Annotated in this window: 14 protein-coding genes; 11 read left to right on the top strand and 3 right to left on the bottom strand. The window is 38.2% G+C overall.

Annotated features, from left to right (window positions below; translation table 11 throughout):
* Positions 1 to 55: 55 nt before the first annotated feature.
* The 11 genes from EHV10_RS03915 to EHV10_RS03865 all read left to right on the top strand — a co-directional run bounded on the left by EHV10_RS03915 (position 56) and on the right by EHV10_RS03865 (position 8,149).
* A complete protein-coding gene (locus tag EHV10_RS03915) occupies positions 56 to 574 on the top strand; it encodes an AmiS/UreI family transporter (protein WP_128673493.1) in 519 nt (172 codons plus the stop codon).
* A gap of 13 nt (positions 575 to 587) precedes the next feature.
* Positions 588 to 890: an urease subunit gamma gene (locus EHV10_RS03910; protein ID WP_128673492.1), complete on the top strand. Its 303-nt coding sequence runs from the start codon at positions 588 to 590 to the stop codon at positions 888 to 890.
* An 8-nt stretch (positions 891 to 898) separates the two neighbouring features.
* Positions 899 to 1,219: an urease subunit beta gene (locus EHV10_RS03905; RefSeq protein WP_128673491.1), complete on the top strand. Its 321-nt coding sequence runs from the start codon at positions 899 to 901 to the stop codon at positions 1,217 to 1,219.
* 10 nt (positions 1,220 to 1,229) lie between these two features.
* Positions 1,230 to 2,951, top strand: a complete 1,722-nt coding sequence (gene ureC / locus EHV10_RS03900; RefSeq protein ID WP_128673490.1) for an urease subunit alpha — start codon at positions 1,230 to 1,232, stop codon at positions 2,949 to 2,951.
* A 77-nt stretch (positions 2,952 to 3,028) separates the two neighbouring features.
* Positions 3,029 to 3,469 (top strand): urease accessory protein UreE, encoded by a 441-nt coding sequence (locus EHV10_RS03895; protein WP_128673489.1) that lies wholly within the window; start codon positions 3,029 to 3,031, stop codon positions 3,467 to 3,469.
* On the top strand, positions 3,466 to 4,179 hold the full coding sequence (locus EHV10_RS03890) for an urease accessory protein UreF (protein ID WP_128673488.1): 714 nt from the start codon (positions 3,466 to 3,468) through the stop codon (positions 4,177 to 4,179). Before EHV10_RS03895 ends, EHV10_RS03890 begins: the two co-directional genes overlap by 4 nt.
* 14 nt (positions 4,180 to 4,193) lie before the next feature.
* Positions 4,194 to 4,808 carry an urease accessory protein UreG gene (gene ureG / locus EHV10_RS03885; protein ID WP_128673487.1) on the top strand — a complete coding sequence of 205 codons (615 nt, stop codon included), beginning with the start codon at positions 4,194 to 4,196 and terminating at the stop codon, positions 4,806 to 4,808.
* Positions 4,809 to 5,642 (top strand): urease accessory protein UreD, encoded by an 834-nt coding sequence (locus EHV10_RS03880; RefSeq protein ID WP_128673486.1) that lies wholly within the window; start codon positions 4,809 to 4,811, stop codon positions 5,640 to 5,642. It begins immediately after the preceding gene.
* Positions 5,643 to 5,653: 11 nt separating this feature from the next.
* On the top strand, positions 5,654 to 6,646 hold the full coding sequence (gene cbiM, locus EHV10_RS03875; RefSeq protein WP_128673485.1) for a cobalt transporter CbiM: 993 nt from the start codon (positions 5,654 to 5,656) through the stop codon (positions 6,644 to 6,646).
* Entirely contained in the window at positions 6,624 to 7,427 is an 804-nt protein-coding gene (locus EHV10_RS03870; protein ID WP_128673484.1) for an energy-coupling factor transporter transmembrane component T, read from the top strand. The genes cbiM and EHV10_RS03870 overlap by 23 nt, the downstream gene beginning before the upstream one ends.
* Positions 7,424 to 8,149: an energy-coupling factor ABC transporter ATP-binding protein gene (locus EHV10_RS03865; RefSeq protein ID WP_128673483.1), complete on the top strand. Its 726-nt coding sequence runs from the start codon at positions 7,424 to 7,426 to the stop codon at positions 8,147 to 8,149. The genes EHV10_RS03870 and EHV10_RS03865 overlap by 4 nt, the downstream gene beginning before the upstream one ends.
* A gap of 426 nt (positions 8,150 to 8,575) precedes the next feature.
* Here EHV10_RS03865 and EHV10_RS03860 read toward each other — a convergent pair whose 3' ends face one another.
* The 3 genes from EHV10_RS03860 to EHV10_RS03850 form a co-directional block, all read right to left on the bottom strand.
* On the bottom strand, positions 8,576 to 10,330 hold the full coding sequence (locus tag EHV10_RS03860) for an IS1182 family transposase (protein ID WP_128673482.1): 1,755 nt from the start codon (positions 10,328 to 10,330) through the stop codon (positions 8,576 to 8,578).
* A 136-nt stretch (positions 10,331 to 10,466) separates the two neighbouring features.
* Entirely contained in the window at positions 10,467 to 12,167 is a 1,701-nt protein-coding gene (locus tag EHV10_RS03855; RefSeq protein WP_128673481.1) for a vWA domain-containing protein, read from the bottom strand.
* On the bottom strand, positions 12,164 to 13,081 hold the full coding sequence (locus EHV10_RS03850) for an AAA family ATPase (RefSeq protein ID WP_128673480.1): 918 nt from the start codon (positions 13,079 to 13,081) through the stop codon (positions 12,164 to 12,166). Before EHV10_RS03850 ends, EHV10_RS03855 begins: the two co-directional genes overlap by 4 nt.
* Between the last annotated feature and the right edge of the window lie 10 nt (positions 13,082 to 13,091).

The following is a 13,091-nucleotide window of genomic DNA, read 5'->3' as shown; positions in this document are numbered from 1 at the left end:
ATATTTCTAAAAAGGAGCTCCGGGTTCTAAAGTTTGATTAATATAAGGTGGGACAATGTTAGGAGTTATTTTACTTTATGTCGGTATGGTTCTTATGAGTAACGGATTTTATCGACTTGAAAAAATCAATGATAAGTCAAATGTAGTTATGAATATTTTTACAGGCGGACTGGGACTTATCCTAAATTTAATTGCCATTGGTTACGGTGCGGTAACAGGTGCGGATGCAAGTTGGTTTTATGCAAGTGCAACAGGACTTTTATTTGCATTTACATATCTTTATACCGCCATCAATACTATATGGAATTTTGATCAGCGTCTATATGGGTGGTTTAGCCTTTTTGTAGCTATAAATTCTATTCCTGCAGGTTTGCTTTGCTTTTTTGGATATGGAGGAAATATGCTGTACGGAATTATATGGTGGCTATGGGGTATTTTATGGCTTACCGCTTTTATAGAAATAAACTTAAAGAAAGATCTTGGAAATTTTGTTCCATACCTTGCAATTTTCGAAGGAATTGTAACCGCATGGATTCCGGGATTTCTTATGTTAGTGGATAAATGGCCAAAGTAGAAAGGAAGGATTTATGCAATTAACTGAACGAGAACAGGAGAAGATGCTGATAAGTCTGGCTGCAATGATTGCACAAAGAAGAAGGGATAAAGGATTAAAATTAAACCATCCCGAGAGCGTAGCAATCATTACAGACTACATATTAGAGGGGGCAAGAGAAGGAAAGAGCGTAGCAGACTTGATGAATGAAGGTGCCAAGGTACTCACCAGAGACGATGTAATGGAGGGAGTGCCTGAGATGATTCATATGATTCAAGTAGAAGCAACATTTGTTGACGGTACAAAGCTTGTTACAATTCATGATCCGATCAGATAGGAGTAGATATGATTCCGGGAGAATATATTTTAAAAAAAGAGCCTGTTGATTACAATGTAGGCTATGAGGCAATTAAAATAAAAGTAAAGAATGTAGGAGACAGAGCCGTTCAGGTAGGTTCGCATTTTCATTTCTATGAAGCAAATGAGGAAGGACTACAGTTTGACCGTGAAAAGGCATATGGCAAAAGACTTGATATTGCGGCAGGTACCGCAATTCGTTTTGAGCTGGGCGAGGAAAGAGAAGTGTCTTTGATTGACTTCGGCGGAAAGAGAAGAATATTCGGTTTTAACAATAAAGTCAACGGTTATTTAGATATAGAACAGTAAGGAGATACATATGAGTTTTAAAATGGATCGAAAAGCCTATGCTTCACTATACGGACCTACTGTAGGAGACAGTGTAAGACTGGGTGATACCAATCTTTTTGCCTGTATTGAAAAAGACTACACTGTATACGGACAGGAGAGTATCTTCGGAGGCGGTAAGGTACTTAGAGACGGAATGGGTGTCAACGCCACAGAGACAAGGAGAGATAATCCGAAGGTAGCGGATACTATTATTTCAGGTGTTACAATTATTGATTATACCGGAGTTTATAAGGCCGATATCGGTATTCGTGACGGAAAGATTTTAGCCATAGGTAAGGGTGGAAATCCCGACAATATGGACAAGATAGATTTTGTTGTAGGTGCTTCTACAGAGGCTATTGCAGGTGAGGGACTTATAGTAACAGCCGGAGGTATTGACCTTCATGTTCATTTCATTTCACCGGGACTTGCACATGCGGCACTTGATAACGGTATAACTACACTGTTCGGTGGAGGTACAGGACCTGCCGACGGTACAAACTCGGCTACTACAACACCGGGTGCATTCCATATAGCAAGAATGTTACAGGCAACAGATAATGAGCCACTAAACTTCGGCTTCCTTGCAAAAGGAAACGGTGCGGTAGTCGATACTGTAGGTGAGCAGATAGAGGCAGGTGCGGCAGGTATAAAGACTCATGAGGACTGGGGTGCTACAGCATCGGCTATAGACAATGCGCTGAAGGCTGCAGATAAGTATGATGTACAGCTTGCGGTACATACAGACTCTTTAAATGAGGGCGGCTTCGTAAACAATACTATCAATGCTTTTGCAGGTCGTACCGTACATGCATTCCACTCTGAGGGTGCCGGCGGAGGACATGCCCCTGATATTATGGTGGTAACAGGTAAGAACAATATACTTTCATCTTCAACAAATCCTACAGACCCATATACGACAAATGTTGTGGACGAACTTTTTGATATGACCATGGTTTGTCACCATCTTGACCCTAAGGTTCCTGAGGATGTGGCCTTTGCAGAGTCTCGTGTAAGAAAGCAGACTATTGCGGCTGAGGATGTACTTCAGGATATGGGTGCAATCAGCGTAATGACAAGTGATGCTATGGCAATGGGACGTGTAGGCGAAGTTGCTATGAGATGCTGGCAGCTTGCAGACAAGATGAAGATGCAAAGAGGACCGCTTGCAGGAGACAGCGAGTATAATGACAACAACCGTATCAAGAGATATGTTGCAAAGTACACTATCAATCCGGCTATTGTAAACGGTATTTCAGAGTACATCGGTTCTGTAGAAGTCGGAAAGTATGCCGACCTTGTTATCTGGGAGCCTTCAAGATTCGGTACAAAGCCTAAGATGGTTTTAAAGGCAGGTGTTATAAGCTACGGTATAATGGGTGATGCATCATCATCACTGCCTACTCCTGAGCCGAGACTTATGAAAGATCTTTACGGTTCTTTGGGTAAATCTTGCGGAAAGTCAAATATCGCCTTTGTATCAGCATATGCATATGAGCATGGCATCAAGGAGAAGCTTGGACTTGATAAGATTGTGCTTCCTGTAAAGAACACAAGAAATCTTACAAAGAGAGATATGAAATGGAATGATTATACTCCGAAGACTATCAAGATAGACCCACAGAGCTTTGTGGTTACTATCGACGGTGAGGAGATTACTTGTGAGCCTGTAGAGAGAATTTCTTTGGCTCAGAGATATTATTTATTCTAAGATGATTTATTACTTTGGAGAGTAGACAAAAAAGCATTCACTTTTATCTACTCTCCTTTGTTATAAAAGGGGTATTTATGATTTTTACAAAGATAGACGGAAATATAAAGGAAAGAGAAGATCTCGGCCATGTACATGTAGAGACTGCAATGGTAAAAAGTGACGATCTTGCAAAGAGTATTCTTCGTGTAAAGAGTGACCATCACAATGAATACGGCATCAGACTTGAAGAGGGAAAACTTGAAAACGGCTCCTTCTTTTTTATAGACGACCACCATGTATTGGTGCTGAATGTAATTCCTGAGGAGATGATAGTTATTACTCCGAAGGATATGGATGACTGCGGAATCATTGCACATATGCTTGGAAATATGCACAAACCTGTTAAAGTAAAGGGCGGAAAGATTTCTTTGCTTTATGACCCTGTAGTTGCAAAGAATCTTGAGAAGTCTAATGTAGAGTTTAAGGTGGAAGAAATTCAGCTTGAAGAATCTCTTCGATATGTTGATTTATCATGACCGAAAACAGTTTAAATATTGATAAACTAAGTCTTCTTGAAGTGTTTCAGGTATGTGACTCCACATTTCCTATCGGTACTTTCAACCATTCTTTTGGAATGGAAAATTATCTTAGTGACAGAAGAATAAAGAAAGCACCTGAGTTTGAAATCTGGTTTAAGAACTATTTTGAAAAGCAGTTTAAGTACAGTGAAGGTTTGCTTATTTTATTGTGTATGCAGGCACTAAAAAATAATGATTTTGAAAAGATTTGTGAGTACGACAAGATTATCACCATGTCCACACTTGCAACGGAAACCAGAAACGGTACAAAGCTTATTGCAAAGCAGATGATAAGGCTTCTTAAGGGAATGTACGGTGATATAAAAACAATAGTCAGATATGAAGAAGAGATAAAGAAAAAAAAGTGTTTCGGCAGTCCGGCAATTGTATTTGCTGTTTTTGCATTTGAAAAGGGTATAGATGTTGAAGATGCCTTTATTCTTTACGGCTACAGCATTGCATCCACTATGGTTCAAAATGCAGTTCGTGCCGTTCCGCTGGGACAGATGGAAGGGCAGATTATTTTACATAATATCAGTGAGAGGCTTTTTTCTGTTTATGAGAAGATTAAAGATTTGGATGAGGAGTATCTGGGCGCAAGTATGATAGGTATAGAGCTTGCGCAGATCAGACATGAAAGCCAGGAGTCAAGGCTTTTTATGTCGTAGTAGAAAGGTAGATTATGAAGAGAGCAATTCGTATAGGTGTCGGAGGGCCGGTAGGTTCGGGAAAGACACTTTTGATAGAAAGACTTACTCGCCATATGGCGGATGATTACAGTATAGCTGTAATTACAAATGATATTTATACAAAGGAAGATGCACAGTTTATGGTGGCAAATTCCGTACTGCCTGAGGATAGAATAATAGGTGTGGAAACAGGCGGTTGCCCACATACGGCTATCAGAGAAGACGCATCTATGAATCTGGCGGCTATTGATGAACTTGAAGAGAGATTCCCCGAACAGCTTGATCTTATTTTCTTGGAAAGCGGTGGTGACAATTTGGCGGCTACATTCAGCCCTGAACTTGTGGATTTTTCAATATATATTATAGATGTGGCTGAGGGAGAAAAGATCCCCCGAAAAGCCGGACAGGGAATGATAAAGTCGGATCTTTTTATTATCAACAAGATAGACCTTGCGCCATATGTAGGAGCCGATCTTAACAGGATGAAGACGGACTCTGAAAAATTCCGTGAGAGCGGTACTTTCCTTTTTACAAATCTGAAAACTGATGAAGGCTTGTCAGGAGTTATTGATTGGATAAAAAAAGATGTTTTACTGGAAGGGTTATAAATGAACAGATCCTATGACGGAGTAAGTGATATCGCCTTTGAAAAGCGCGGTGACAGGACGGTTCTTACCAATCGCTATAGAAGCGGTAACTCAAGGATTTCCGCACAGATTCCAACTAAAGATAATACTCCTTTGTACTTTTTGGTGGCTACCGGTGGAGGATTTATAGAGGGTGAGAGGTATTACAATGTAGTGACGCTGGAAAAAGATGCTCATGCGATTTTAACCACTCAGACACCGAATTATATATATAAATGTCCAAACGGTAAAACCACGTCACAGTTAAATGAGGTTATGGTAAAAGAAAACGCCTTCCTTGAGTACTATATTGATGAGGTTATTCCATATGAGGATGCCATATATTATCAAAAGACATTTGCAGATATAAAAAAGGGAGGAAGCCTTATATTAACTGACGGGTTGACTGCCGGTTGGTCAAAAAGCGACACACCTTTTTTGTACAATAAAGTGGATTTAAAGACAAAGATTTTATATGATGATGAGCTTGTATTCAATGACTATTTGATAGTGGATCCGAGGCAAGAGGATATGAGCGAGCTTGGACTTTTTGAGGGCTACACCAATTTTAATTCTGTTGTAATAATTGACGAAAATTTTTGTACAGATTGGATAAAGAGAAGTAAAGAGGCGCTTGATACTAAAGATTTTGAAGGAATCTACGGTATTACCGCCTTGGAAAAATATGGTTTTGTGCTTCGAATTTTGGGCAGGAGCAGCCACAATAATCTGGGGATTATGTGGGATTTTATAAACTTTTATCGTGAAGATATAAGGGGTTTAAAACATTTGGAACTTAGAAAAAATCAAAGATAGATTGGAGAAATATGCATATACCTGACAATTATCTGGGACCGGCTACCTGTGCGGCTTTAAGTGTAGTATCATTGCCGCCTTTGGCTGTGTCCGTGTCTAAAGTAAGACTTGAACTGAAAGAGAAGAGAGAGCTTGCACCCATGCTTGGAGTTGGTGCTTCGCTTTCATTCCTTATGATGATGTTTAACGTACCTATACCGGGAGGTACAACGGCACATGCTATCGGAGGTGTGCTTTTAGCCGTTTTGATGGGACCTTATGCCGCAAGTCTTTGTGTAAGTGTGGCACTTATACTTCAAGCCTTTTTGTTCGGTGACGGAGGAATACTCTCGCTGGGCGCCAATATCTTCAATATGGCAATCCTTATGCCTTTTAGCGGATACGCGATCTATGATTTTTTTAGAAAAAGAGGGCATAGCTATATCGGAGCGGGGGCAGGTGCATTTATCGGCATCAATATAGCGGCATTCTTTACCGCAATAGAACTTGGTATACAGCCGATAATAGCAACAAGTAACGGATTGCCGCTTTATAATCCGTATCCGCTTTCGGTGACAATACCTGCAATGCTGATTCCACATATGGCGATAGCAGGTTGGGTGGAAGTATTTTTTACAGTTGTAATATATCGCTTTGTAAACATGGCCTCTACGGATGCGATATACAATGAAAAGAGTGTGGATAAGAGTCTGATAGGAAAGCTTTACGGTCTGATACTGTTTCTGGTAATTATAACACCTATAGGACTTATAGCCTCCGGAACGGCGTTTGGAGAATGGTCGGGTGAAGAATTGCTTGAAAAGCTTCAATCTTCAAATACTATGGCTACATTACCTACAGGAATGGCAACAGGATTCTCATTCAGTTCATTATTTACAGACTATGAGATACCGGGGATAAATGTAGGTGTCGGATATGTGCTCAGCGCGGTAACGGCGATACTTTTATTTTTTATTATTTCAAAAATTATAGGAAGTATGTATGACAAATCAGACATTGCCTGATTGGATGATGAGAGAAGAAATAACAGAGGAAAGGCATGAAGTTAAAAACAGTTTTCTTCAAAGCAATCTTTCAACTGTTATTTCTCTTTTATCTTATTTAAAGATAGAAAACAGAAAGAAATATGACGACAGTCCGGTTATAAGAATTTGCGAATTGATAATACTTTTGATACTTATTTACAACAGTAAGAGCATATTGTTTTTATGGACAGTCGGAATCTTTTTCTTGGTGGAGATTGTTTTTTTCAGCGGTAGGGAGATAAGGGCTATTGTAAAAAAGCTGACTAGGCTTATTATCTTTACCGCCGTTATTTTATTGCCGAGTTATTTGCTTCATCCCGGTATTCATCCGGCTTTTTTCCTTATCAGAACCGCACTTTTGCTCTTAAACCTCTCGGTATTTTTGACAAAGACCTCATGGAGTGATTTTATAGCAGGACTTAGGGGACTATATCTTCCGGATGAGATTGTTATGATATTTGATATTTCAATCAAATATTTTTATATTCTCGGGAATCATATAATGAATATACTTTATGCCGTCAGAATAAGAAGTGTGGGAGGTGTAGTTTCAAAAAAACTTACAGGTGCAATCTTGGGTCAGGTATATCTTATAAGTAAGGAACATATGAAGATCCTTTATGAAGCTATGCTGCTTAGAGGATACGGGAATAAGGTCAAAGTAAGGAGAAGATTGCAATTAAGTAAATCCGACATATTGCATATAGCTGTTTGTATATTGTTTATAGTTTTATTTTTTATATTGAAAGGGCAGATATGATTCATATTGAAAACGGAAAATATATTTATGAAAACCAAATAGGAATGGACCATATAAACCTTGATATAAAAAAGGGAGAGAGTGTATCTATAATGGGTCCGAACGGAGCCGGAAAATCCACATTGCTTAAGATTATTGTAGGGCTTTTTGCTTTGAGTGAGGGTAAATATACTTTTGACGGTGAAGAGATAAATAAAGCATATATAAAGGACTTAAAAAGAGTATCAAACCTCTACAGAAAAATAGGATTTGTATTTCAAAACAGCGATGTGCAGCTTTTCAATTTCTCAGTCTATGAGGAACTTGCCTTCGGTGTGAGGCAGCTTGGATTATCTGAGGATTTGGTGGAAAGAAGAGTGGAAGATTGCTTAAAACTTTTACAGATAGAACATCTTAAAAACAGGGTACCTTATCAATTATCAGGTGGCGAAAAGAAGCTTGTGGCTATAGGCTCGGTACTTACCATGAATCCTGAGGTGATAATACTTGACGAGCCTTTTAACGGACTTTCACCAAGATATGTGGAGCTTATAAAGGATGTTTTATACTCTTTGAAAAAGGCCGGAAAGACAATTATAATAACAAGCCACCACTTCAATCAGGTGAGCGATTTGGTGGACAGCCTATATCTTTTCGGTGAAGAGCATACTATAAAGAAAAAAATAGAAAGACATGAATGGGACAATTTGCCTACATTTATGGAGTTTTTGGATAATGTATAGGAGGGCGCTACACAGCTATTGACAACTGATTTATACGATGTACAATGAAATTAAATAAAAGCTTCGTGAAAGTTTTGTATGGGGAACGAGGAGGAATCTTATGGATATGCAGTTGTTTTGGGACTCTGTAATAACAGTTGTCAGTGTAGTCGGATATATAGGATATTGGGTTGCCCTTGGACTTCTTATAAGGTGGTTTATAGTAAAGTCAAAGAGGTAATAAAGAAGTTAAAAGTATAGTATTTATAAAAAGGGGGCTGTCGGGAAATACTGAATTTTAATCCCTACAGAACTAAATAGAAATATCCTGACAAATACAAGGCATTTTGGCTTTGTGACTTTGTCAGGATATTTTGTTTTTCTATTATACTTTCTATTTTTGGGCACAAAACCCCCTTAGCAGAAATTTTGCTTTTGCATTTTTTACTATGCGGTTTTCTCCTGTATTTTTCCTTCAAATTTCTTTAGTTTTGCGTAGAGAAAACGATGATATTTATTTATATTTCTTCCTATTGCAAAAAGCATAAATTCTTTATATACCTTATCTGAAGAACGATAGTTAAAGCGTCGGAAATCTTCATTTTCTTTAATATCTCCAAAATGACCTTCCGTTTGAATAGAGCGTGTCTGTCGTTTCAGAATACCTTTTTCACTCTGTATGTTAGCATGTGACTTCTCTCGAAGCTCTTCCCATACTTCATTGATCTTCATCACTTTGTTCTTATCAATATCTTTATCAGGATTATATTTGTATAAGCATTTAGACTTATGTTCACATCCACTACAGTCTGAACATCCATATACTTCATATGTTTGTGTATAACCATTCTGTCTTTTCTTTTCAGTGTTGATATGTCTCAGTTCACGACCGTCATGGCAGATATAGACTTGTTCATCCTCAAATACCATTGTCTTCATGTTGTAGTATTTACCTATATCTTTACTGTATGCTCTCGTTTTTCTTTTCTCATGATCCTGCAGTTTTATATAACTGTCTATCTTATTTTCTTTTAGATATAAGAGATTTTTCTCACTACAATAACCGCTGTCTGCTGTCACTTCTTCAAGTACTTCTCCAAATGCTTCCTTATGCTTTTCAAGGACCGGAATTAATGTATTATAATCTGTACGATCATTACTTACATAACTATGTACAATAAAATAATTCTCTACTGCTATCTGTACATTGTATGCCGGCTTTAGCTGCCCGTTCAACATATGATCTTCCTTCATTCGCATAAAGGTTGCTTCCAAATCGGTTTTGGAATAGCTGTTTCTATCTTTCCCCATAATTTCAAAGCATTCTTTATAGTGCATTAATCGCTGTCCACAATGTTCAAGTTCTTCATAAAGTTGTTGAAGTTTTGGCTTTCTCTTACCCTTTCCGTTAACAAATACAATGCCTTCTCCGTCAGCAATTGTCATAAGATTTTTCTGGAGCTTAAGTATTTCAAGAGGAGAGCAGTTATCAATCTCTATAATACGGTTATTAGATAGCTTTTTATGTTTTGTAATCTTTCTTTTTCTGTTCTTTTCAATAATATCTCTAACTCTATCAATCCCGTCAATCACAAACATTTGTGCATTTCCAAACTCGTACTTTTCACCAAATCCATTATCTTGTAAAAAAGAATTATAGTCTGAATAAAGCTTGTCTATAGAATCAAGCAGACCTGCAAGATGATAATTAATGCTTCCACGCCATACAAAAGTATAACGATTAGCATTAGCTTCTATTTTCGTTCCATCAATAAACAACTCTTTTAATGTTACAAATCCTTCTTTTTGTAATCGTCTCATAAACTGATAGTTTAAGTCATCCAGGATATCTGAAGTAAGTTTCTTACTTTTAAAATCATAAAAAGCATCTCTTTTAGGCTTCCTCCCTTGAGTAAGCCAGATAAAAGCAATATCTCTTTCACATAAATCCACAATACGATCAATAGAGCGTATTCCTCGCATATTTGCATAAGTAATAACTGCATACATCATAATTGGATTGTACCCTGTTCTTCCCTTGTCCGAACAATTGGCTAACAGTCCGGAAAAATCTAAATCCTCCATAACTTTTTTTAGGGTATAGACTGGATCGTCATTGGGTAAACTCAATTCATATAAGCTAAAGTTGATTTTCTGTTGACCTATTTCAAAAAAGTCGTTATAATAATTAACTGTGAGCATAGTTACATTATAACATGTAACGGAGAAAGATGGTTGTCGTTAGCCATCTTTTTTTATGTAAAAATTTAGGGAGGAGTGACTCATCATGAGTTACTCCTCCCTATTTTATGACTGCCATTTCCCGACAGCCCCGCTTTTACATTCTCCTAATTTCCGCCTGTAACATATTTCCTACCAATGAGGCAAAATTATCAAGCGATTTTACTTTTACAAAACTTCGGCCGAAGATTTTCTGAACATTCGGCAGGTCGGCGTCATCGCCTGTAAATGCGCAGAGGACATATATGTTCTCAAGCTTTGCCTTATGTACAAGCTCGGTCATATCCTCTATAGCGATATCACCGCTGTAATTTCTTGATTTACCCTTGACCTCAAGCATATCATTCGGCTTTATATCTGTAAGCCATATCACAACTCTGTGAGAAGCATTGTTTTTCTTCATCTGTTCCATTAAAGCGTTAAGTGCAAGACCGTCTCTGTTGGCACCTGTGGTAAAGAATCTGAATATCTCATTGTTCTTTGAGGTCTCATTGTAATCTCTGTAAAGATTCATTACAGTGTAGCCGTTCATAGATGAATATCCCCATACTCTTACAGGAACATGGCAGTTGTCAAGTGCTTTTGAAATAATATAGCCCTGTGTGGATACTGTGTCCATACGATGAATCTGTGAAGCTGAGGCATCCAGTAAAATATCGACACTTATATTGCCGCTACCTTCCGCCACCTGTTTTTCAAAAATCTTATTATTGTTAAGATACAGAGCCTTCCAGACAAGAGCGGGGTTTAATTTACCTGTTTTTGAATAAACCGTAGTAGGCTCAAGCTGAGTCAGCAGAGCATTTTTTATACGATTTGTAAGTTCCAAGACGGCCGCATTATTACTTCCGATATTGTCAAAGAAAAATGCTTTGTTTTTAGTATACTGCTTTTGCATTTCTTTTCGCATCTTTGCGGCAAATCCGCTTACCTTATCTTCACTTTCACCTCTTGTAAAAAATATTCTGGTACCTTCGTGATTACCGGTACAGCACTCTCTTTGTATTTTCTCCGAAGTCTTATCATCATAAATGGACTTTCCGAAATAGCTGCTGATATATTTTCTAAGCCCCTCTTCCGTGATTCTGTTAAATTTTTCAGAGTCTGTTTCAAATGCTGAGGCGTCGGCACCTCCCTGATTTTCAACATAGCCAAGTACAAGCTTGGTGGCGCCTTCAATTTCATTTGATACCCCGGCCTTTTTGCCGAAGAAGAGTCTTGGAACAGGGATTTTGAATCTGCGCTTTTGTCCCTTTGCACTGACACCTGGAAGATATGTAAAATACTTTGCAAGAGTATTTGACAGACTCCTGATAAAGCCTTCTGTATCCACATCAGCACCTATTTCAACCTCACTTAAGAGTTTCCTGTCCACCAAATCGGGCAGTCCGCTGTCCTCACCAATAGAAGTCCTGTAATGTCCTTCAAGTATCCATCCCTCTCTGCTTTCGGCAATACTCGGCATAAATTCTATGAGCTTTTGTTTGCAGTACTCTTTTCTAAGTAGTGGAAGACTCGGTCTTGAATCCTTTTCCTTTTCAAAGGTGGAATTTTCAAGTGCAATCCAAAACAATGCTTCATAGGTTCCCTGCCCTATTGTTTCATGGAAGGTATTGTAAAACTCTTTTAACCTTTTCCAGTCAAAATGTGCATAGCTGCTGCCAAGTATAGTATTCCAGTAAAGATCCGCCTTTGCATCATTGTCATACATACGAAATCCGACGGAAACATCATAATTTCCTGCAGCATTCCAAATCATGTTTGCGGCTCTCTTTTTTTCAAACTCCGTCAAGATCATGAAAAGATACTCTCCCCCAAAAGACTTTCAGGTAATCTGGCACTTACAATATCAAGTACAAGCTGTCTTTCATACTCATCAAAGCATTTATTGATAAGTCCCATTTCTAGAGCCTTTGTAACTCCAAGTCCCTTTTTCATCATTCCTATACAGGAGATAAGACCTCTAAGATCAAGACTTCTTGTAGAGATTTCACCGCCCTCACATTTTTTTCTTATTTCATCAAAAAGAGTGGCAAATTGTGATATGTACTCAGGTTTTAGAGTAGGATATTTATCCTTTATAAGCTTTTGTAAGTTTTCTGCCGATATAACAGGCATATGAAGTACCATAAATCTTGAAGCAAGAGCTTCGTTCATCTCTCTGGTGCCGGCATAGCCGTAGTTCATTGTACCTATAAATCTTGTGGCTTCATGAAGATTTATTCTGTCATATCCCGGCAAATCAATGGTTCTTCTGAAGTCAAGTACCGCATGAAGTACGGCAAGAGATTCATTCTTTGCCATATTTATTTCATCAAGCACGCCGAAACCTCCTTTTAGAGCACAGTTAAGTATAGGTCCTTTTCTAAGCTTGACTTCGCCGTTTTCAAAGGTATCCGAGCCTATAAGAGATGAAGCATCGGTATTTATATAAAGTGATATATCCCACTCGGGTCTTGCAAATGCCATTGCAAGGTTTTGTGCCAATACATTCTTTCCTGTAGCTTTAGGACCGTCAAGCAAGATATTTTCACCTGCTATTATAGCTGTAGCCGCCTCTTCCCAAATCTCTTTTCCGTAGTAAAGATATGAATCTTTCGGGATTCTTCTTTCATCCTCGGTTTCAAGCTTATAGAAGCTTCTAAATGACTTTATTTCTGAAATAATTTTATCCGATATATTTTCCTGTTTTAAAAATTCTAAAATTTCCATATTTCCTCTG

Origin of the sequence: Lachnoanaerobaculum gingivalis, from assembly GCF_003862475.1 — a bacterium.
GTDB lineage: Bacteria > Bacillota > Clostridia > Lachnospirales > Lachnospiraceae > Lachnoanaerobaculum > Lachnoanaerobaculum gingivalis.
The sequence above is the reverse complement of the archived record's forward strand: the minus strand, read 5'-3'. Positions and strand labels throughout refer to the sequence as shown.